The organism is Janthinobacterium sp. TPC_1, from assembly GCF_056037845.1.
The window spans coordinates 5,230,113-5,252,008 of the sequence record NZ_CP195157.1 but is presented as its reverse complement, the minus strand read 5'-3'; the positions used below and the strand labels follow the sequence as shown (position 1 = coordinate 5,252,008).

The following is a 21,896-nucleotide window of genomic DNA, read 5'->3' as shown; positions in this document are numbered from 1 at the left end:
TGAGCGGTCTTAGTACACCACGGGCCGCAAGGCCGCCAGCAGCGCCGCTGCCTTGAACGCGGCCGCATCCTGCGTCCGCACCACGCCCAGATAATACGTGTCTTCGCCGCCGTGCATGTTGACAAGGCGCAGCTGATGCGGCGCCAGGTGGGCGGCGATGGCGGCCAGGCCATCGGCCATCGCGTCGCCGTCTTCGCGCTCCGACCACGAAAAATCGCGCAGCGCGGGCAAGCCGATATGCTGGACTATGCGCGGCACTTCATCGACGGCTTTCCAGTCCAGGTGGTGCCGTGGCCCAGCGTGTGGGCGGCCGTGGACCAGAGCAGGAAGAAACAGGCCGCTGCGGGCGTGTCTCCTTCGTATTCTTCTTCCGGGTCGTCCTCCGCCAGCTCGTCGAGCGTGATGTCCACGCAGCGCGCGGCCAGGTCCGCGTCGCCCTGCAAGAACAGGGCGGCCATGGTGCGCAACTGCGCGCGGTCGGCCTTTGCCAGGATTTGCGCCGGCGTAAAGCTGCGGCGCCTGACGGGTTTTTTCTTGCTCAGGCCCATGGCTTCGCTCAACTGGGCCGTGATGGCCGCCTTGAAGTTTTCCACGGTGTCGAACTGTTCCAGCAACTGGCCCGTGAAATCCATGCTCCAGGCCATGCCATCCTTGACGACATATAAAAAGTCGCTTTGCACGGCCACGCCGCGCAGATGGTGGGCGGGCGGATATAAAGGCACAAACGATTGTTTTCCGTCCAGGGTCAGCATGCAGGCGAGGCCTTGCGCATCGATGGCGAAAGATCAGGTTCTTGCGCAGCCTGGGCGGCGATGACGTCGTGGCGCTATCGATGGCTTCGTACTGGCAGGGCGCCAGCAGCTCGCCCTGGCTATCGACCAGGCCAAACAGGAAGCGGCCATCGATGCGCTGGCTGACGATGGCGATCTTCTTTTTCGTGCCGAAGTCCTGCACGGAGCTGTAGGCGGGCGGCACCACCATCGCGCCCGCGGCGTCCAGCACACCGTGGACATTGCGCTCGTCCTGTTCGCCCGTCAGGCGCATGAAGTCGATATACCCATCGTCGCGCTGGCACAGGTTGTCCACGCCTTCGATGAGCCGTGCGCCGTCCGGCAAGCGCCGGAGGCAGGTGGCGCCGTCCGGCGCAACCTGGTGGAGCAGGTGGGGGCTGATCACGTACAGGTCGCCGGGAGCGGGCGGCAGCACCACCGTGCCGTTCAGGTCCAGCACGCCGTGCGCATCGGGGGCGTCCGCCGTGGCAAAGGTGATCCAGCCATCGTCCGCGTAGTAGACGCCCAGGTCGACATAGCGCTGCGACAGCGGCACGATCCAGCGGCCATAGGGCGTGACCAGGCCGGTGACGTCCGGTTCGCCGGCGGCGCTCACTTCAAAGCACAGCACATCCTCCTCCCACCCCACGATTTCCAGGCCCTGCAGGAACGGCACATCTTGCGTATCGAGTTCCTCGACATCGGCCAGTTGCGCATCGGCCGTGGCCGACCAGTAGCCGGTGGCGGGCGATGCGGCGCTGGCGGCCAGCAGGGGCGCCAGGGCGTCCCGGTCGCCGCGCTGCAGGGCAGAGTGCAGGGCGTTCGCCTCGGCGCGCAGGGCTTCGAGCCTGGCCGCGTAGTCCGGCGTGTCGATATCGTGCGCGATCAGTTGCACGCAATCGAGGATCAGCCACGCCTGGCCCCCTGCCAGCAGGGCGCTGATGCCGGCGCGCGCGACGATGGCGGCCGCGTCGCGCGGCCTGTCCATCAGGGTGGACAAGGCTTGCCAGCTCGCTTGCGCCTGCGCCATCGGCGCGGCCAGCACGCAGGGGCAGTCCTCGCCATCGCCGTAGATGGGCCAGGCGACGGCTTGCGTGCCGGCGCCGATGAGCAGCTTGAACAGCGCAGGTACCTCCAGCCGCCATTCGGCCAGGCCGGTGATCGTCTCGGTGTCGAAGCCGGCCTGGCCGGGTAAAAAGGCGGTGCTGAACAGGGCTGCGGTATTGATCATTGATATTTATCTAAAGTGAACGGGGGATTCAGGGCGCTGGCGGCATGAGCCAATGCGCCAGCGCGCCGCGCTCCAGGCCCAGGTGTTTGGCCACGGCGGCCGCCTCGAAGGCCCACAGGCCGTAGTAGCCGCCCAGGCCGTGCGCGCGCACATGGCCGTTGAACCAGTCTTCGCGCACCAGCGCGCCATGCCAGCTGGCCAGGTACTGTTGCAGGTGCCCGAGCTGCTGCGCCGGGTCGTCGGCGTCCAGGCACTCGAACAGGGCGGAATAGGGCTCGGCGAAATACCATTCGTCGACGGCGGGACGCTGCGGGTCGATCGCCGACAGCAGCGCCTCATACACGCCATCTTCGCCATCGAAAGCCGTTTGCAGGGCAGCCAGGCGGGCGGCCAGGTCGTGGCGGCCGAACAGCAGGGCGGCGCCCAGCAGCTGCAGGGTGCGCGCGTAATCGGTCAATTGTTCGAAATCAAAGGCGGGCAAGGCGTCGTCATCGTAGGCCTCGGCCAGGGCTGCGCGCGCCGCTTCGCAGGCGGCGACGGCCGCTGCCAGCGCCGTTTCCACGTCAGGCAGCGGCAGCCCGGCCGTGTAGCGCAGCGAGAATGCCTGATAAGCCGTGCTGGCGGCCGCGCAGGCCCAGTAGGCCGCGTCGCCACCGTCGTTTTCCGCCTGCGCCTGCGCGCGGACATAGGCAGCCAGCAGGGCGTCGAGATAGGCCAGGTTGCGCGCAAAATCAAATGGGGTGCCGGAAGGCAGGGGCGGCGCCTGGCGCGGCGCGTGGGGGGCCAGGGCGTGGACGAAGGCGGGCACGCGGCCGCGCAATCGCGCTGGATGGCCCAGTCGGCGAAGATCTGCTGCAAATATGCCGCCGTCTCGTCGTCGTGGGCGATGGCGCCCGCGCCCACCAGGGTCGTGCCCAGCAGGGTGTAGCCGGGGAAGCGGCTGCTTTCGTAGGCGATGGTGGTGACGCTCTGGATGGCCTTGCCGTCGCTGAGGTCGCGCACGCGGAAATACACGTCGTCCCAGCCCGCCAGCGGCGGCGCCGGCGCTTCGTTCGGCAGGGTGCTCCAGCTGCCGTCGTCCTGTTCTTCATAGGCGTCGAGCAGCTCGTCGATGCCGCCGGGGCGGTCGATGCGGTTGTTGGCGTCGTACTGCAGCCCCAGTTCGGCCGCAAACGCGGCCGCGTGGCGGCCCTCGAAGACCAGGTACTGGGCGTTCATGGTGCCGGCCAGCAGGTCGGACTCCTGGCCCGCCACCTGCAGCGCCTGCGGCAGCCGGTACCAGTGGTGGCCGGGGATGCCGGCCATGGGGCCGTTTTCGTCCGCCTGGGGATTGGCGCAGCGCAGCTGTTCCAGCCAGTTGTAGCGTTCGTGCCGCGCCGCCTCCGTGCCGCTGCCGCGGCCGGTCAATTCATCGAACAGGGTATTCAACAACATGTGCATCTATCCTAAAAAAGCGTTCATGCCGCCGCTGTTTGCGCAAACGCAAACAGCGCGTCGAGCACGGCGTCCGGTTGTTCGGCCATCAATTCGTGCCCGCTGTCGACCTGCACCACCGTGCCATGCGCGATGGCCGCCGTCAGCAAGCGGGTCGATTTGGGCGGCGTCATCATGTCGCGCGCGCCGAAAATGAACAAAGTGGGGCAGTGTACCGAAGCGGCGGCGATTTCGCCGTTCGCGTAGGCATTGCAGGCAAAAAAATCCGTATGAAACACGTGATCGGGGTTGAGGGCGGCGATGCGCTGTTTCAGGCGCCGCGCGCCGCCCATGGCGTAGAAGCCGGGGGCGGGAAACGACGGCTTTTGCGCGATCGACGAGTGCGACCAGATATTGACCATGTCGATGGCTGCCTGTTCGTCCTGCAGCGCCGTTTCCAGCAGCGCGGGCGAGACTTTCATCGGGTAGGTGGAACCGAGCATGGCCAGGCGGCTGACGCGCTCCGGCGCCAGGAATGCCGCTTCCAGCGCGATCAATGAACCCATGCTGTGGCCGACGAGCATGGCCCTGGGCGCGCCGGCAGCGTCCAGCACGGCCAGTATCCAGCGCGCCAGTTCCGCCACATTATCCTTTGCCGCGCCGCCGCTGCGGCCATGGCCCGGCAAGTCGACGGCCAGCACGTTCCAGCCGTGGTGGGCGAAATAGCGCGTCTGCAGGGCCCACACGCTATGGTCGTTCTGCGCGCCGTGGATGAAGACGGCCGTGGGCTGGTTCGGATTGAATGGCTTGCCGCCCGTGTAGCAATAGGCCGTGGTGTTGTCGATGGTGAGCAGCATGTCAGGCGCCTTCTGCGACAGTTTCAGGCCACGGGCCAGGTCTTCGATCAAATCGTCGGCGTCTTCCAGGCCCACCGATAAACGCATGGTGCCTTGCGTGATGCCCGCCTGCGCCAGTTGGTCGTCGGGCACGCGGAAATGCGTGGTGGAGGCGGGGTGGATGACGAGCGACTTGGCGTCGCCCACATTGGCCAGGTGCGAAAAGATCTTCAGGCTGTCGACGAATCGCTGGCCCGCCGCGCGGTCGCCGCGCAGGCGGAAGGTGAACACGCCGCCCGCGCCCTTCGGCAGCAGGGTTTTCGCCAGTTCATAGTCGGGGTGCGACGGCAGTTCGGGGTAGGACACGGATTCCACGGCCGGATTGGCCAGCAAAAAGTCGATGATTTTGCGCGTGTTGGCCACGTGGCGCTCCATGCGCAAGCCCAGGGTTTCGATGCCTTGCAGGATGGCGAAGGCGTTGTGCGGGCTCATGACGGCGCCGAAATCGCGCAAGCCTTCGCGCCGCGCGCGCAGTGCGAAGGGCGCCACCGTCGATTCCTCGGCGAAGACCATGCCGTGGAAACCGTCGTACGGTTCGCACAGTTCGGCGAAGCGCCCCGTCTTGTCGTACGCCGCCTGCCAATCAAAAGTGCCGCCATCGACGAGCAAGCCGCCGATGGCCGTGCCGTGCCCGCACAAAAACTTGGTGGCCGAGTGGAACACCAGGCCGGCGCCGTGCTCGAACGGGCGCAGCAGATACGGCGTGGTAAACGTCGAATCGAGCATCAGCGGCAAGTGGTGCTCGTGCGCCAGCGCGGCAATCGTCGGGATATCGAGCACGTCGAGGCCGGGATTGCCCAGGGTTTCGGCGAACAGCACTTTCGTATTCGGGCCGATGGCGGCGCGCCACGCATCCACGTCGCGCGGGTCGACGAAGGTCGTCTCGATGCCGAAGCGTTTTAATGTGTAGGCCAGCAGGTTGTGCGAGCCGCCGTACAGGGCGCGCGAAGCGACGATGTGCGAGCCGGCGCCGGCGATGGTCGACAGGCCCAGGTGCATGGCGGCCTGGCCGCTGGCCGTGGCGATGCCGGCCACGCCCCCTTCGAGGGCGGCGATGCGCTCTTCCAGCACGGCGTTGGTGGGGTTCGAGATGCGCGAGTAGACGTGGCCGGCCCGCTCCATGTTGAACAGCGAAGCTGCATGCTCCGAGCTCTTGAAGGCAAACGAGGACGTGAAATGGATGGGCGTGGCGCGCGCGCCCGTGGCCGGGTCGGGCGCGGCGCCCGCATGCAGGGATAAAGTGTCGAAACCGGGGTATTTCGGGCCGCTCATGGTGTCTCCGCCAAGTTTTATAGTGGCAAGATCGTAACCTGATTTGCATCTGAGCAAAAGGGCTGCTGTGCAGGGCGCATGGCGCCGTGCTGGCGGACGGTCAGGCTCAGCTGGCGTGTAACCTGAAGTGTAAAAAAAGTGACCGGCGCGGTGCGGCGGTGGTACGATATCGTATCAGCGATATTCGGGCTGTTTTACTACTTGTGCGCGTGCGCCGCGCCGCAGGGAAGGCTGCTACGTGCCAGCGAAATCCTGGGCTTCAGGCGAACTCTCATCGCATGTCCACCAGGAAAGATTTTATGCCCGCAATATCGTTCGACGGCGCCCTTGCCGTACCCGGACCTTCCATCGTCGACGGCCTGTGCCACGCAGGCTGGCTCATGCAGGAGCATTTTATCTCCCCCGAACTGAGCCGCCAGCTGGCCGCCGAATGCGTACAATCCATGCTCAGCGGCAAGATGAAGGGCGCCGGCGTGGGCAGCGGCCATGCGCCGCTGCTGCAGCCCGACATCCGCGGCGACCATATCGAATGGCTGGAAACGGGCAGGTCAAGCGCGTGCGACCGCTACCTGGCACACATGGAAGCGCTGCGCCTCGTGCTCAACCGTGAGCTGTTCCTGGGACTGGAAGAGTACGAAAGCCATTTCGCCCTGTACGCGCCGGGCGCCTTTTACCGGGCCCATCTGGACCGTTTCCGCGACGACGACAAGCGCACCGTGTCCGTCGTGCTGTACCTGAACGACGACTGGCTGCCCGGGCACGGCGGCGCGCTGCGTTTGCACCCGCAGGACGGCGATCCGGTGGACATCTTGCCGCAGGCAGGCCGCATGGCCATGTTCCTGTCGGGCGAGATGCTGCACGAGGTGCTGCCGACGGCGCGCGAGCGCCTCTCGATCGCAGGATGGTTCCGTCGTAGAGCGTGATGAGAAGTGGCGCGCAATCCTGCTTGATTTGATTGCGCGCAAGGCTGGATTTTTCCGCAGGCATAGGCTACAGTCGCAGTAAGGGCTAGAATAACTAAAATACCAATCACGCGGACAGGACGGCCAATATGAAAGTATCTGAAATTCTCCAAGTCAAGGGCAATATCCTCTACACGGTCACGCCTGACCAGCCCCTGCTTGACGCGGCCAATACCATGGCTGAAAAAGACATCGGTTCGCTGGTGGTCATGGAATTTGGCGACCTGGTCGGCATGCTGACTTTCCGCGAGGTGCTTAACGCCTTGCATGAAAACGCGGGCCAGATCGGCGGCGGCACCGTGCGCAAGCACATGGATGACCATCCGATCACCGTCACCCCGGATACGGAAGTCAATGAAGTGCGCCGCATCATGCTGGAAAAGCATGCGCGCTACCTGCCCGTCATGAACGCCAAGACCCTGCTGGGCGTGATTTCCTTCTACGACGTGGCGCGCGCCGTGCTCGAAGCGCAAAGCTTTGAAAACCAGATGCTCAAGGCGTACATCCGCGACTGGCCGGCCGAAACAACCGACTGAGCCTCACCCATGCAGTAAAAACAACGCCGGCAACTGCCGGCGTTTTGCATTGTGAATGCAAGCCGGCGCCTACGCCGCCCCCTGCAGCGCCTCGTTGTTCAGCCAGCTGCCCAGCGCCGCTGCCGTCATGGGGCGGGCGAACAGAAAGCCTTGCGCCATGGGGCAGCCCAGCGATTGCAAGATCTGCGCTTGCCGCTCGTCTTCCACGCCTTCGGCGATCACGGCCAGGCCCAGGTTGCGGCCCAGCTGGATGACCATTTCCGCGATGCTGCTGCCGCGCGCGGAGCCCGTGATCTCGGTGACGAAGGCGCGGTCGATCTTCAGGCGGTCCACTTGCAGGCGCTGCAGGTAGGACAGCGACGAGAAGCCCGTGCCGAAGTCGTCGATGGCGATGCTCACGCCCGTTTGCTTGATCTGCCACAACATCTTGATCAATAAATCGGGCTCTTCCATGGCCATCGATTCCGTGATTTCCAGTTCGATGAACTCGGGCGGCGCCTGCGTCTCTTCCAGCGCGGCGCGCAGCATTTCCAGGAACAGCGGGTGGCGGAACTGTACTTGCGACACGTTGACGGACATGACGAAATTGCGGTGGCCCTGTTCGCGCAGCAGCACCAGTTCGCGGCAAGCCGTGCGCAGCACCCATTCGCCGAGGTCGATGATGATGCCTGAATACTCGGCAATCGGGATGAAGCGGTCGGGCGAGATGAACTTGCCGTCCGGCGTCTGCCAGCGCAGCAGCGCTTCGGCGCCCACGGGGCGGCGCGTGGTCAGGTCGATCTGCGGTTGATACACCACAAACAGCTGGTCCTGGCTGAAGGCCGTGCGCAGCGCGTGCATCATGCGGACTCTTTCGCGGATTTCGATGCCCATGCTGCGCGAAAAATAGAAGTGCCCGGCCCGCTGCTGGCTTTTCGCCCGTTTCAGGGCGATATCGGCATCCTTCAGCGCGTCGGCGCCCGTGCCCGCATGTTCGCCCAGGCGCACCAGGCCCAGGGTGGCCGACAGCTGCACATCCTGGCCGTCGATGCAGAACGGGGCCTGGAACAGGGCCAGGATATTGGCTGGATTGACTTGCGAGGAGTCGCCCAGCACGCAGAAGATGTCGCCGCCCAGGCGCGCCACCGTCAGATGCGGCCCCAGCTGGGTTTGCAGGCGGCCCGCCACGGCGACGAGCAGCATGTCGCCGAACTGGTGCCCCAGCGCGTCGTTGGTTTCGGCAAAGTGGTCGAGGTCGACCAGCGACAGCGTGGCATCGTCGCGCGCCGGGCCGGCCAGGGTGGCGTCGAGGATTTCCACCAGGCGCGTGCGGTTCGGCAGCTTCGACAACTGGTCGTAGAAGGCGGCATTGTGCAGGTGCGATACCAGCTCGACGTTGTCCAGGCCCACGGCGACGTTGCTGCAGAACACTTCCAGCAAGCTTTCATCGATGGCCGAGAGGGGGCGCGGCAGCACCAGGTAGGCGGCCGCGTCGCGGCTGGCCTTGCCCGCGAAGTACAGGGTGGCGTAGTCGTGCGCGTACACGTTGCGCCGCTGCGCCAGCGTGTGCTCGATGGCCGCCATCACGCGGGGGTTTTGCAGGCCGCACAGGGCGCTGTGCGGCAGGCTGGAAAAGCTGCCCGTGCAGGCCGAGACGAGCAGCTCCTTGCTGCCATTGTCCTGCAAATCCTGCACGCACAGCACGCCGTCGGCGCGGATGCCCAGCAGGTCGGCGATTTGCGCCAGCACGCCGGCCGAGAAGTTCTGCACGCCGTGCAGCGCCATCAGCTGCGTGCTGGCGTGGACGATGCGGTCCAGGCCGCGCCGGCTGCTGCTGATCGAACGGATCTGCTCATACGAGCGGATCGCCGCCGTCACCGTGGTGAACAGCTTGATGCGCGTCAACTCGGACTTGGTCTTGTAGTCGTTGATGTCGAAATCGCGGATGGCGTCGATTTCCGGCGCATAGCCGGGCTGCCCCGTGCGCAGGATGATGCGCACATCCGTCATTTTCAGGGTTTCGCGGATGTAGCGCACCAGGTGCAGGCCCGCGTCATCCTGCTCCATCACCACGTCGAGCAGAATGACGGCGATGTCGTCTTCATGCTTGAGCAGTTCGCGCGCCTGGCCGGCCGAATACGCATGCACGAATTCCAGCGGGCGGTGCTGCATTTCCAGGTTGCCCAGGGCGAAAGTGGTGGTGGAGTGGACGTCTTCATCGTCGTCGATGATCATCACCCGCCAGACGCTGCGCGGTGCGACGGCCAGCGGCGCCGCTGGTTGCTCATCGAGGAATACCAGGTCGTCGTGATCGTCCTTGTTGGCGTCAAGGGGGATGATCGGTGCGGGCATGTATAGCTTCTCCAGGATGACTCGATATTTTTTACGAGCGCGTCAAAAAAGCCCATGGCGTTGTTGCGTTGCCCTTACCGTACTTGTACTTGCATACTGTCTTCGGCAACGACGCCTAGCCCTGGGCATTTTGTGACGTGCTCTCGGCGCAGCCAGTATCCGGCTTGGCATCGGATTTTGTGGGCGCGCTTTCATCCAAGTATATAGCTATTTAATAAGCAAAATGTTTTTTTAAATCTATTCCGTCGAGCAATATTTCCTGGATTGCATGATTGCAACTCATATCTGGTGTTTTTTATATGAAAAAATACACGGGATTTTAAAATGGCGAGACGGGTGGGGCAATATCGGGCCTTGCCGCGGCATTAGCGGCATGGCCAGCCCCGCAGGCTGGTAGAATTGAGTTTTCCAGTCCTCACACTTCCTACTATGTCCGGCAATTCTTTTGGCAAGCTGTTTACTGTTACCACTTTCGGCGAATCGCACGGTCCGGCCATCGGCTGCGTGATCGATGGCTGTCCGCCGGGATTGATCCTGTCGGAAGCCGATATCCAGCCCGAGCTGGATCGCCGCAAGCCGGGCACTTCGCGCCACGTGACGCAGCGCCAGGAATCGGATACGGTGGAAATCCTCTCCGGCGTGTACCAGGGCGTGACGACGGGCACGCCCATCGCGCTGCTGATCCGCAATGAAGACCAGCGCAGCAAGGATTACGGCAATATCGCGGAAAGCTTCCGCCCCGGCCACGCCGACTATACGTACTGGCACAAATACGGCGTGCGCGACCCGCGCGGCGGCGGGCGCTCGTCGGCGCGTTTGACGGCGCCCGTCGTGGGCGCGGCGGCGATCGCCAAGAAATGGCTGCTGCAGCAGTACGGCACCACCTTCAAGGGCTGCATGAGCCAGCTGGGCGACATTCCCGTGCCGTTCCAGTCGTGGGAACACGTGCATGCGAACCCCTTCTTTGCCGCCAGCGGCGACGCGGACCTGATCGCGCGCATGGAAGAAGCGATGGACCAGTTGCGCCGCGACGGCGATTCCATCGGCGCGCGCATCGACGTGATTGCGCAAAACGTGCCCGTCGGCCTGGGCCAGCCCATCTACGACAAGCTCGACGCCGACATCGCCTACGCCATGATGGGCATCAATGCCGTCAAGGGCGTGGAAATCGGCGCCGGCTTCGATTCGGTGGCGCAAAAGGGTTCCGAGCACGGCGACGAACTGACGCCGGAAGGTTTTATCGGCAATAACGCCGGCGGCGTACTGGGCGGCATCTCGACGGGGCAGGATATCAGCGTGTCGATCGCCATCAAGCCGACCTCGTCGATCCGCACGCCGCGCCGCTCGATCGATAAAGAGGGCAATCCCGTGATGGTGGAAACCTTCGGCCGCCACGACCCCTGCGTGGGCATCCGCGCCACGCCGATCGCCGAAGCCATGCTGGCGCTGGTGCTGATCGACCACGCGCTGATGCACCGCGCGCAGTGCGGCGATGTCAGCGTGAGTACGCCGAAGCTGAAATAGTTGACCCGAGAGGCAAGATCCGGGGTCGGACCTTTAAGGTCCGACCCCGGCAGTTCTGCCGTTGGGGGCGGGTTTTATGCTACTTTATTCGCCACCAATTCCAATTGATGCCGCATCTCCACCGACTGCACCAATAACGCCCGGATATCGTTGATCAGGTTGAACTCCGTCTGGTTCAATTGAATCGGCGGGAAGCTGTCGTCCCAGTCGCCGTATAAAAATCCCGTGGGGTGGCCGTTGGCCGACAGGGGCAGCACGACGAAGCTGCGCGCTTCCGACAGGGTCGCTTTCCACCATTGCGGCAGCTTGGCGGCGAATTTCGGGTCGCGCGCATTGTCGATGAAGATCACGCGGTCGCTGTTGAGGGCCGCGTGGAACACGTTAGGCTCATACGCGTCGCCGAACACCATCAGGTCCTGCAGGTCGGCCATGCCTTCGCCCATGCTGATGCGCGCCGAATACAAATGGTCCCTGTGGTTGCGCACGAACGCCACCGAGCGCGAAAAATCGAAGCCCTGGTGCAGCGTTTCGAGTGCCATCGAGACCATCTGTCCCGGGCTGGCGCTGCCGATGGCGCCGCGCAGGTCGGCCAGGCCGCCGATCAGCACGCGGTTGCCTTCGGCGCGCATGCGCGTCGAGGCCAGCTGGCGCGCGCGCCGTTCGGCCGGTTTCGACAGCGGTGCGATCGACAGGTCGGCCGCCGCCATCATCTTCGCCTTGTCCACCGCCACCACCAGGTCGGTGGCGGCGATGCCCAGGGTGCCCGCGTAGTCGTCGATCAGCGCGTGCACCTGCGCCGCGCCGGCCGCATCGTCATGCCACAGCGAGTCGGCGCAGCGCGCCGCCATGGTCGACAGGCCCGCCATCCAGTCGGCGCCGCTGACGGGCGCGTTGTCGGGCGACGGGTCCATCGGACGCATGCCGTTGATCAGGTGCTGCGGCAAGCCCCAGTGGGCGGCCGTGGCATAGCCCACTTCCGGCAGCGACAGGCCGAGGATTTCGCGCGCGGCGGCCGCCTCGTTGCCGGGACCCGCATGCGCCTGCATGCGTGCCCAGAAATCCGTCATGTAGAACGTCACCATCATGCGGCCCAGGGTGTGCAGCATGGAGCAGACGACGGCTTGCTCCGCCTGCAGGCTGCCGGCGCTGGTGGCCACCTGCTGCGCCACCATCCCGGCCAGCACGGCCTTTTCCATTTCCACATGGGCGCTGACGGAATCGGGCGACGCCTGCGACAGTTCCTCGATCAGTTTCAGGCCCAGCGCCAAGTGGCCGATGGCGTCGATGCCGAGCACCAGCACGGCCTTCGAGACCGTGTTGACGCGCTGGCCGAAGGCCGAATACATGCCGCTGTTGGCCAGCCGCAGCACCTTGTGCGTGAGGACAGGGTCGGACAGCACCGTTTGCGTAATGTCGAATTCGTGGTCATCCTCGCCGCGCATGGCGCCGAGGATGGCGCTGATGGCTTTCGCGAAGCCGGGCATGTCGCCCTGCTGCCGCGTGCGCGCCCACAGCAGGTCCAGAGTGTTTTTGCCGAGTTGTGTCGGTACCGTGAAATGACCTGGATTCATTGCACCCCTCCGCGCTGTTCATTGGCAGACGGCGTGGGCACCAGCGCCGCATAGGTTTTGTCGCTCAAGGCCGATAGCGCGGCGTGGGCCGGCATCGGTTTGCCCGTCAGGTAGCCTTGCACGTACTGGCAGCCGCGCGACTCCATGAAGTGCATCTGCTCCTCCGTTTCCACGCCCTCGGCCACCACGGACAAATTCAAATGCTTGGCCAGGTCGAGAATCGTGTTGCAGATGGCTGCGTCCTTGCTCGATTCGGGCAAGTCCTTGATGAAGGTGCGGTCGATCTTCAGCACGGAAATGGGGAAGCGCTTCAGATACGCGAGCGAAGAATAGCCGGTGCCGAAATCGTCGATGGCGATGCGCGCGCGGCGCTCCGTCATCTTGACGAGGATGGTTTCCGCATGCACTGGGTCGATCATCAGCGTGCCTTCCGTAATTTCCAGCACCAGGTGTTCGCCCGAGAGTCCTGAAAACGCGATGGCGTCATCGAGCACGTCGAGGAATTTGTCGTTGCGGAACTGGCGCGGGCTGATGTTGACGGAGATGTACAACGGCCGCCTGGCTACTTCCTGGAACTGCTTGAGCTGCACGCAGGCCGCCTTCAGCGCCCAGGCGCCCAGCAGGTTGATCAGGCCATTCGCCTCGGCGATCGGGATGAAGCGCACGGGCGGCACCAGGCCCAGGGTCGGGTGCTTCCAGCGCATCAGGGTTTCGAAACCCTGGATCTGCCGCGTGTGAGCATCGACGATGGGCTGGTAAAACAGCAGGAATTCGCCTTCGCGCACGGCGTGGAACATGGCCGCTTCCAGCGAAATATCGTGTTCCGATGGTCCATTCAGGCGCGGGCTGTAGACCAGGCAGCGGGCCTTGCCCGTTTCCTTGGCGCGCGACATGGCCGCATCGGCCAGCGCCACCAGCCGCACTTCATCTTCCGCGTGCAGCGGATAGATCGATACGCCGACGGAGGCGCCCACGTAGATCGTGTGGCCATCGACTTCGAACGGCGCCTGCAGGGTGGCCAGCAGGCGGCCCGTCACCAGCTTGATCTGCGCGTCGGTGGCGCTGCCGGGCAGCACGGCGACGAATTCATCGCCGCCCACGCGCGCCAGGGTATCGCTGTCGCGCAGGGTCTTGCGCAGGCGCGCGGCGGCCAGGCGCAGCACGGCGTCGCCGACGGGGTGGCCCAGGCCATCGTTGACCTTTTTAAAGCCATCGAGGCCGATGGTGGCGACCGAAAAACCCTGGCCCGAACGCGCGGCCTGGGCGATCACCATGCGGATGCGGTCGGACAGCAGCAGGCGGTTCGGCAGGCCGGTCAGCGCATCGTGGGTGGCCATGTGGCGCAGCCGTTCTTCCGTATTGTGCTGGGCCGAGGTATCGCGCCCGACCACCAGCAATTCGGCGATGCCTTCCCCGTTCATATAAGAAGACAGGCGCAGCTCGAACCAGATTTCCTGGTCCGGCGTCTGCAGGCGCACTTCCAGGCGGCCCGGTTCTTCCAGGGCGTCTTCCAGCGCCGCCTGCAGCGCCGCGCGCGACGCTTCGGTGGCCAGCGGCAGCAGCAAATGGCCGGACAGGCCAGAGGGCGCGGCAAACAGGGTGGCCGCGCGCTTGCTGGCGAACAGGATCAGGCCGTCCGTATCGAGCCGGAACACGACGTCGCCTGCCTCTTCCATGAGGTTGTCCAACTCGTGGCGGGCCTCGCGGTGGGCGGCGGATGGGGTACTGGAAAACATCGTGCTGGCTTTTACCTTTTTTGTTATCAGTGCCGGCGCTCGCTGCAGGGCAGGGCGCCAACGGAAAGAGTGCATCGTGCGTGACGCGCGCCATAGGGGCCGGAAGGGCGGCTATCGGAACGCGATCCACACGAAATGTATCATTGAAAAGCACCCGATTACATGAAATAGAGCAACATTGCTTCAGGTTTTGTAAATATTCCTGCCTTCCATGAAAAAAATCATGCTACGCGACACATATAGGCATTTTCATTCCACGTGGAAACATTTATCTGCGCCTGCTTCCACTGGCGCGCTTGCCCCGCCATGCGCTTTACGCTAGTCTGGCTGGCAGACGGTGTTGACGGTGCGCCAATGACGGCAAGGGCGCCATGATAACAAATCGCGGGAGACCTCCATGAATGCCTTTGACACGCATGAAGTTTTCAACCAGGCCACGCCCTTTGAAAACGTCAATCTGTTCGCCTGCGACCCGGCGCTGATCGAAGCGCTGCTGCGCGAGGGCGGCGGCGCGGCGCTGCAGGAACTCGACGCGCTGGGCGAAAAGCTGGGCCGCGCCGAAACATACGCGCTGGCGCGCCTGGCCAATATCCACACGCCCGAGCTGCAGCAGTTCGACCGGGCCGGCCGGCGCATCGATGAAGTGCAGTTCCATCCGGCCTGGCATGAACTGATGGCCATCCTCGTGGGCGCGGGTGCGCATTCGTCGCCCTGGGCAGCGCCCGGTCCCGGCGCCCAGGTGGCGCGCGCTGCCGCCTATCTATTAGTAGGCCAGGTGGAAAACGGCACGCAGTGTCCCGTGACGATGACGTATGCCTCGGTGCCGGCCTTGCGCCAGGCCCTTGATCTGCCGCAAATCGCGCAGCGCTGGCTGCCGAAAATCCTGTCGCGCGACTACGATCCCCGCTCCTTGCCCGTTGAGCAGAAGCGGGGCGCCCTGATCGGCATGGGCATGACGGAAAAGCAGGGCGGCTCCGACGTGCGCAGCAATACCACGCGCGCCGTGCCCGTACCGCTGGCCGAGGCGCAAGCCCTGTTCGGCGGCGAGGCTGCTGGCGCCTGGCGCATCGTCGGCCACAAATGGTTTTTCTCGGCACCGCAGTGCGACGCGCACCTGATCCTGGCGCAGGCGGAGGAGGGAGGGTTGTCGTGCTTCTTCCTGCCCCGCTACCTGCCCGACGGCAGCCGCAACGCCATCCGCGTGCAGCGCCTGAAAGATAAATTGGGCAACCGCTCGAATGCCTCGTCGGAGGTGGAGTTTGCCAATGCCTACGGCTGGCTCGTCGGGCAGCCGGGGCGCGGCATTCCCACCATCCTGGAAATGGCCAGCCACACGCGCCTCGATTGCGTGCTGGGCAGCGCCGGCATCATGCGCGCCGCCCTGGCGCAGGCACTGCACCATGCGCGCCAGCGGGCCGTGTTCGGCAAGCCGCTGGTCGAGCAGCCGTTGATGCAAAACGTGCTGGCCGACCTGGCGCTCGAATCGGAGGCCGCCACCGCGTTTGCGCTGCGCCTGGCCCGCTGCTTCGATGCAAAGGACGATGCAGGGCAGGCGATGCTGGCGCGCGTGCTCACGCCGGCCGGCAAGTACTGGATCTGCAAGCGGGGGCCCGGCTTCGGCGCGGAAGCCATGGAAGTGCTGGGCGGCACGGGCTACGTGGAAGACGCGCCGCTGGCGCGCCTGTACCGCGAGTTGCCCGTCAATTCGATCTGGGAAGGCTCGGGCAACGTCATGTGCCTCGACGTCTTGCGTGCCTTCGGCAAGTCGCCGGCCGCGCGCGACGCCCTGGCGGCCGAGCTGGCGCTGGCCGGCGATGATCACGCCGACTTTGCAGATTACCGCGCGCGCCTGCTGGCCGACCTGGACGGGCCGCAGACGAACGAGTTTGGGGCCAGGCAACTCTCCGAACGCATCGTGCTGGCCGTGCAGGCAGCCTTGCTGCTGCGCCATGCGCCACCGTTCGTTGCACAGGCTTTCCTGCAGTCGCGCCTGGCGCAGGCGCCGGGCGGCGCGTATGGGCGCTTGCCGGCCGGCACCGATTGCGCGGCCATCCTGGCGCGCGCCTTGCGCGAGTATTGATTTCAATAAAACCGATTATTTCGAAAATTCCGGCCACAGGCGGGCTGCAGGCTGGGATAATGCTGCAATCCATCATTTTATCGACACACGGCGCGCTTGCGGTGCATGCTTGCCGGCGCGCCAGAGCAGAGAAAGAAAAATAATATGAAACAAGATCCACGCTTCCCGAATTTGTTCATCACCGATCATCCTTTGATCCAGCACAAACTGAGCCACATGCGCGAGCACGATACGTCGACGCGCACCTTCCGCGAATTGCTCAAGGAAATCACCTTGCTGATGGGCTATGAAATCACGCGCGACCTGCCGCTGACGACGCGCGAAATCAAGACCCCGCTGGTGACCATTGATGCGCCTGTCATTGCTGGCAAGAAACTGGCCATCGTCCCCATCCTGCGCGCCGGCATCGGCATGAGCGACGGCTTGCTGAACCTGGTGCCATCGGCCAGGGTCGGCCACATCGGCGTGTACCGCGACCCGGCCACCCACATGCCCGTGGAATACCTGGTGCGCCTGCCGGACCTGAACGAGCGCACCTTCATCCTGTGCGACCCGATGGTGGCGACAGGCAATTCGGCCGTGTACGCCGTCGACGTGCTGAAGAAGCGTGGCGTGACGGACGAGCAGATCATCTTCCTGGCCCTGGTGGCCGCGCCGGAAGGCGTGACCGTGTTCCAGAATGCGCATCCGAACGTCAAGATGTTCTGCGCCTCGCTCGATTCGCACCTGGATGACCACGCCTACATCGTGCCGGGCCTGGGCGATGCCGGCGACCGTATCTTCGGTACCAAGTAAGTCATTCAGGCGAGTATTGCGATGGCAACCTTGATCGACCCCGATTTTCGCGCGCGTTTGCGCGCCCTGAATGAAAAATATGCGGCCGGCGTGCCGGCCCTGATGCAGGCGATCGCGCAGGCAAGCGGCCGCTGCGACAGCGAAGGCCCCCGTCTGGAGCCCTTGACGCAGCTGCACCGCGCGCTGCACGCGGTGGCCGGCTCGGCCGCTACCTTCGGCTTTGCCGCGCTGGGGCAGGAGTGCCGGCGCATCGAACAGCTGGTGCGCGCCATGCTCAATGCCCCTGCGCAAGCGGTGGCGGACTGGCCTGCCGTGCGGGCGCAAGTGGCGGCGCTCTTGGCCTGGGCCTCGCGCGATGCGGGCGCCACCCATTTCAGCGCGTGAATGACAGCGGCATAGCGATGTGGTTGCAATGATTCATTTGATGCAACGCAAAGCACCCGCGTCGCAGATTAGGATATAGTGTGTCCATGCCGCTGGTACAGGGCGCCGCAAGACGGGGATTTGGCTATTAAAGTAGTGTTCGCAAGTTTATTTTGCGAAAGAATGGTTTTTCTCAGTTTTGTTGGTATAATTGGGCATCGTTGGATTCGAGGTAGTAGTGCAGTTTGTCTGTCATTTCTTTCTTGCTTCAAACGATATAACGGGCGCAAGCCCAACTTAACTGAAATAGGAAATTGTAATGGCAACTGGCATCGTAAAATGGTTCAATGATTCGAAGGGTTTCGGCTTTATTACCCCTGACGAAGGCGGCGAAGATCTGTTCGCTCACTTCTCGGCTATCCAGTCGAACGGCTTCAAGTCCCTGCAAGAGAACCAACGCGTTTCTTTTGAAGTGACCGCTGGCCCTAAAGGCAAGCAAGCTTCGAACATTCAGCCAATCTAATACGCTGGATCAAACGAAATAAAGAAATCCTCGGTCTCCGAGGATTTTTTTTCGCCTGAATTTCCGTAAAGCAGGGGTTTTGCGTGGGCTGCGCGCTCTTTTCGGCGTGCTTGCGTCGCCGTGTAGGTCGGCTTAGCCGCTTGCGCGTAAGCCGACAATGGTGGTGCTGGCAAGATGTATGGGCTGGTGTCGGTTTACGCTGCGCTAAGCCGACCTGCACCGACCTGCGCCGACTTGCGTACCCACGTCTAGGCTTGGGCGCTATCTAGATTGGCCGCTCACGCCAGTAGTCAGGCTGTGAGTATGAGTGCCGCAAAAAATCCACGAACGCCCGTATGCGCAGCGGCAAGTGGCGGCGCTGGGCGAATACGGCGTAAATATCGTTGCCTGGCGCAGCGAATTGATCGAGCACCGTCACCAGCTGGCCCGATTCGATTTCCGCCCCGACTTCCCACATCGAGCGCCACGCCAGGCCCTTGCCGGCCAGCGCCCAGTCGTGCAGCACTTCGCCATCGTTACAGACCATATTGCCCGCCACTTTCAGAATCACATTCTTGCCGTTTTCGCGGAAGGTCCAGCCCCGCTGGCTGCCTTCGCTGCTGATCGCCAGGCAATTGTGCTTGGCCAGGTCGGCCGGGATGCGCGGCGTGCCGGCCCGTTTCAAATAGGCGGGCGAGCCGACCAGCACGCGCTGGTTATCGGCCAGCTTGGTGCTCACCAGCGAGGAATCGGACAGGCTGGCGATGCGGATGGCCACGTCGATGCCTTCGCCGATCAGGTCGACGAGGCGGTCGTTCAGGTTCAGCGACACCGTCACGTCGCGGTGCTCGGCCACAAAAGAGGGAATCAGTGGCGCCACGTGCTGGCGTCCGAAGCCGGCCGGCGCGGAAATGAGCAGATGGCCGCTGGCCTTCACGCTGCGCTCGGCCACGGCCGCTTCCGCCTCTTCCAGCTCGCCCAGGATGCGCTGGCAATCTTCGAGGAAGGCGGCGCCTTCGTTCGTCAGCGCCAGCTTGCGCGTCGTACGCTGCAGCAATTTGACGCCCAGGCGCTGCTCCAGCGCATCGAGGCGCCGGCCGATCATGGCCGGCGCGATGCCTTCCGCGCGCGCGGCGGCCGACAGGCTGCCCTTGGCCACCACTTCCACGAAGGTCGATATTTGTCTGAACTGGCCCATAAGATGCTCTCGTTATCTCGTCACTTGTGATAAAAACGCATAGATGAAGTGATTTTTAATCTCGTTTCCATGCCTTATAGTGCAATACTATAGAACAAACGCGCGCCGCCTGGCAGAGTGTTTTTGCACCTCTGCCCAGCTTGCCCGCGTAATCGTTCGGCTTATACTTGGATCACCAGATTACTTTTGCTTATATTTACTAAAAACCGGAGAACTTCATGACGCAGAACACGATCGCACTTCCCGAAGGCATGCAAATCACGGGGGACATCGCCCCCGGCTACGAACAGATTTTGACGCCGGCCGCATTGGCGCTGGTGGCCAAGCTGACGCGTGAATTCGAGCCGCGCCGCCAGCAATTGCTGGCCGTGCGCGTGGAACGCGCCAAGCGCCTCGACGCGGGCGAGCGTCCTGATTTCCTGCCAGAAACCGCGCACATCCGCGACGGCGACTGGAAGATCGCGCCGATCCCGAAGGCGCTGGAATGCCGCCGCGTGGAAATCACGGGTCCCGTCGAGCGCAAGATGGTCATCAACGCCTTCAACTCGGGCGCGGACAGCTATATGACGGACTTCGAAGACTCGAACACGCCGAACTGGATAACCAGATCACGGGCCAGATCAATATGTACGACGCCGTGCGCAAGACGATTTCGCTGGAGCAAAATGGCAAGTCGTACAAGCTGAACGACAAGATCGCCACCCTGGTCGTGCGTCCGCGCGGCTGGCACCTCGATGAAAAGCACGTGCTGGTCGACGGCAAGCGCATTTCCGGCGGCATTTTCGATTTCGCCCTGTTCATGTTCCACAACGCCAAGGAACAGCTGGCGCGCGGCGCCGGCCCGTACTTCTACTTGCCGAAGATGGAATCGCACCTGGAAGCGCGCCTGTGGAACGATATCTTCGTCATGACGCAAAACGAGTTGGGCTTGCCACAAGGCACGATCAAGGCGACCGTGCTGATCGAAACCATCCTGGCGGCGTTTGAAATGGATGAAATCCTGTACGAACTGAAGGAACACAGCTCGGGCCTGAACGCGGGCCGCTGGGATTACATCTTCTCGTGCATCAAGAAATTCAAGCTGGACAAGGATTTCTGCCTGGCCGACCGCGCCAAGGTCACGATGACGGCACCGTTCATGCGCGCCTACGCCTTGCTGCTGCTGAAAACGTGCCATAAACGTGGTGCGCCAGCGATCGGCGGCATGGCGGCCTTGATCCCGATCAAGAATGATCCGGAAAAGAACGACATCGCCATGGGCGGCGTGCGCAACGACAAGGCGCGTGACGCCACCGATGGCTACGACGGCGGCTGGGTTGCCCATCCGGGCCTGGTGGAACTGGCCATGGGCGAGTTCACCAAAGTGCTGGGCGACAAGCCGAACCAGATCGACAAGCAGCGTCCCGACATCGACGTGAAAGCATCGGATCTGCTGAACTTCCAGCCGGAAGCGCCGATTACGGAAGCGGGCTTGCGTTACAACATCAACGTGGGCATCCACTACCTGGGCAGCTGGCTGGCCGGCAATGGTTGCGTGCCCATCCACAACCTGATGGAAGACGCGGCCACGGCCGAGATCAGCCGCTCGCAAGTGTGGCAGTGGATTCGCTCCAGCAAGGGTGTGCTGGAAGACGGCCGCAAGGTGACGGCCGAGATGGTGCGCGCCATGATTCCGGAAGAGTTGGCCAAGGTGCAGCGCGATGCGCCGGGCGGCAACGGTCCGACCTATGTACGCGCAGGCCAGATCTTCGAGGAAATGTCGACGTCGGAATCGTTTGCCGAATTCCTGACCTTGCCGCTGTACGAAGAAATCTGATCCTGATCAAATAACCGCATAAAAAAATCCCGGCGATGCCATCAGCATCTGCCGGGATTTTTTATTGCGGAAGGATAAGCTTAAAAATTATTTTTCCACATCCGCAAGGCTGCGAATGCTTCCACGGGCGAAGCGTCGCTGGCCAGCTTGCCTTCCACCTTCAGGCTGGTCAGGATCGCCGGTTCGCGGTAGCGCAGGAAGGGGTTCGTGGCCTTCTCAATGGCAATGGTCGACGGTACGGTCGCTAAACCTTGCTGGCGTTTTTCCGTGTCGATGGCGATGCGTTCCTGCAAGGCCGCATTGCCCGGTTCGACGGCGTTGGCAAAGCGCAGATTGGACAAGGTGTACTCATGCGCGCAAAATACCTCGGTATCGTCGGGCAGGGCGGCCAGCTTGCCCAGCGAATCGGCCATTTGCCCCGGCGTGCCTTCGAACAGGCGGCCGCAACCACCGGCAAACAGGGTGTCGCCGGAAAACAGCCACGGTGCGCCGCTGCGCTCGTCGCGCTGGCGCACATAGGCGATATGGCCCTTGGTATGGCCGGGCACGTCGATGACGGCCAGTTGCAAGCCCAGCTCGGCCACATGGGCGACATCGCCTTCGGCAAGCGGTTCCGTGATGGCTGTGATAGCCTCATTGCGCGGGCCGAAGACGGGCACGGCGAAATGCTGCAACAATTCAGGGACGCCGCCCGTGTGGTCGGCGTGGTGGTGCGTGAGTAAAATGGCGGACAAGGTCAACTGATGGGCTTGCAGCGCATCGAGGATGGCCGTCGCATCGCCGGGGTCGACCACGGCGGCGTGGCGGCCGTCATGGATCAGCCACAGGTAATTGTCGGCAAAGGCGGGCACGGCAAGTACCGATAAAGCGTGTTCAGGGGAGTGTGTCATGAGCAAAAGA

Annotated in this window: 16 protein-coding genes and 2 pseudogenes; 8 read left to right on the top strand and 10 right to left on the bottom strand. The window is 63.5% G+C overall.

Features of this window, described 5'->3' with window-relative positions:
- Positions 1-9: 9 nt before the first annotated feature.
- The 5 genes and pseudogenes from ACQVLG_RS25555 to ACQVLG_RS25535 all read right to left on the bottom strand — a co-directional run.
- The gene (locus ACQVLG_RS25555) at positions 10-2,001 is read right to left on the bottom strand and encodes a DUF6630 family protein (RefSeq protein ID WP_474291639.1); all 1,992 of its coding nucleotides are present in this window, start codon (positions 1,999-2,001) and stop codon (positions 10-12) included.
- 28 nt (positions 2,002-2,029) lie between these two features.
- Complete coding sequence (locus tag ACQVLG_RS25550; protein ID WP_474291638.1) at positions 2,030-2,563, bottom strand: PoNe immunity protein domain-containing protein; 534 nt, start codon at positions 2,561-2,563, stop codon at positions 2,030-2,032.
- On the bottom strand, positions 2,455-3,435 hold the full coding sequence (locus tag ACQVLG_RS25545; protein ID WP_474291637.1) for a hypothetical protein: 981 nt from the start codon (positions 3,433-3,435) through the stop codon (positions 2,455-2,457). The genes ACQVLG_RS25550 and ACQVLG_RS25545 overlap by 109 nt, the downstream gene beginning before the upstream one ends.
- A gap of 23 nt (positions 3,436-3,458) precedes the next feature.
- Positions 3,459-4,271, bottom strand: coding sequence for an alpha/beta fold hydrolase (locus ACQVLG_RS25540; protein ID WP_474295789.1), 813 nt, complete (start codon positions 4,269-4,271; stop codon positions 3,459-3,461).
- A 9-nt stretch (positions 4,272-4,280) separates the two neighbouring features.
- Positions 4,281-5,582, bottom strand: a pseudogene (locus ACQVLG_RS25535) (O-acetylhomoserine aminocarboxypropyltransferase); the annotation flags it as partial.
- A 299-nt stretch (positions 5,583-5,881) separates the two neighbouring features.
- Here ACQVLG_RS25535 and ACQVLG_RS25530 point away from each other — a divergent pair.
- Positions 5,882-6,505, top strand: a complete 624-nt coding sequence (locus tag ACQVLG_RS25530) for a 2OG-Fe(II) oxygenase (RefSeq protein WP_474291636.1) — start codon at positions 5,882-5,884, stop codon at positions 6,503-6,505.
- 128 nt (positions 6,506-6,633) lie between these two features.
- The gene (locus tag ACQVLG_RS25525; RefSeq protein ID WP_010398828.1) at positions 6,634-7,080 is read left to right on the top strand and encodes a CBS domain-containing protein; all 447 of its coding nucleotides are present in this window, start codon (positions 6,634-6,636) and stop codon (positions 7,078-7,080) included.
- Between the two features lie 69 nt (positions 7,081-7,149).
- Here the strand turns inward: ACQVLG_RS25525 and ACQVLG_RS25520 are convergent, their stop codons facing one another.
- Positions 7,150-9,411 carry a putative bifunctional diguanylate cyclase/phosphodiesterase gene (locus ACQVLG_RS25520; RefSeq protein WP_230539578.1) on the bottom strand — a complete coding sequence of 754 codons (2,262 nt, stop codon included), beginning with the start codon at positions 9,409-9,411 and terminating at the stop codon, positions 7,150-7,152.
- Between the two features lie 429 nt (positions 9,412-9,840).
- Between ACQVLG_RS25520 and aroC the strand changes: the two genes are divergently transcribed.
- Entirely contained in the window at positions 9,841-10,935 is a 1,095-nt protein-coding gene (gene aroC, locus ACQVLG_RS25515) for a chorismate synthase (protein ID WP_046682932.1), read from the top strand.
- 74 nt (positions 10,936-11,009) lie between these two features.
- Here aroC and ACQVLG_RS25510 read toward each other — a convergent pair whose 3' ends face one another.
- Positions 11,010-12,506: an HDOD domain-containing protein gene (locus ACQVLG_RS25510; RefSeq protein ID WP_230539579.1), complete on the bottom strand. Its 1,497-nt coding sequence runs from the start codon at positions 12,504-12,506 to the stop codon at positions 11,010-11,012.
- Positions 12,503-14,242 (bottom strand): putative bifunctional diguanylate cyclase/phosphodiesterase, encoded by a 1,740-nt coding sequence (locus ACQVLG_RS25505; RefSeq protein WP_230539580.1) that lies wholly within the window; start codon positions 14,240-14,242, stop codon positions 12,503-12,505. The genes ACQVLG_RS25510 and ACQVLG_RS25505 overlap by 4 nt, the downstream gene beginning before the upstream one ends.
- Before the next feature lie 397 nt (positions 14,243-14,639).
- On the opposite strand from ACQVLG_RS25505, the gene ACQVLG_RS25500 reads away from it, so the two are divergent.
- From ACQVLG_RS25500 to ACQVLG_RS25485, 4 genes are all read left to right on the top strand, one after another.
- Positions 14,640-16,322 (top strand): isovaleryl-CoA dehydrogenase, encoded by a 1,683-nt coding sequence (locus tag ACQVLG_RS25500; protein ID WP_474291635.1) that lies wholly within the window; start codon positions 14,640-14,642, stop codon positions 16,320-16,322.
- Between the two features lie 144 nt (positions 16,323-16,466).
- Entirely contained in the window at positions 16,467-17,117 is a 651-nt protein-coding gene (gene upp, locus ACQVLG_RS25495; RefSeq protein ID WP_010398816.1) for a uracil phosphoribosyltransferase, read from the top strand.
- A 21-nt stretch (positions 17,118-17,138) separates the two neighbouring features.
- Entirely contained in the window at positions 17,139-17,501 is a 363-nt protein-coding gene (locus tag ACQVLG_RS25490) for an Hpt domain-containing protein (protein ID WP_474291634.1), read from the top strand.
- 298 nt (positions 17,502-17,799) lie between these two features.
- Positions 17,800-18,003 (top strand): cold-shock protein, encoded by a 204-nt coding sequence (locus tag ACQVLG_RS25485; protein WP_010398811.1) that lies wholly within the window; start codon positions 17,800-17,802, stop codon positions 18,001-18,003.
- Between the two features lie 265 nt (positions 18,004-18,268).
- On the opposite strand, the gene ACQVLG_RS25480 is transcribed toward ACQVLG_RS25485, so the two are convergent.
- On the bottom strand, positions 18,269-19,180 hold the full coding sequence (locus tag ACQVLG_RS25480; protein WP_474291633.1) for a LysR family transcriptional regulator: 912 nt from the start codon (positions 19,178-19,180) through the stop codon (positions 18,269-18,271).
- A gap of 218 nt (positions 19,181-19,398) precedes the next feature.
- On the opposite strand from ACQVLG_RS25480, the pseudogene aceB reads away from it, so the two are divergent.
- Positions 19,399-20,996, top strand: a pseudogene (aceB, locus tag ACQVLG_RS25475) (malate synthase A).
- 80 nt (positions 20,997-21,076) lie between these two features.
- Here aceB and gloB read toward each other — a convergent pair.
- Positions 21,077-21,886 (bottom strand): hydroxyacylglutathione hydrolase, encoded by an 810-nt coding sequence (gene gloB, locus ACQVLG_RS25470; RefSeq protein ID WP_230539585.1) that lies wholly within the window; start codon positions 21,884-21,886, stop codon positions 21,077-21,079.
- Positions 21,887-21,896 lie beyond the last annotated feature (10 nt).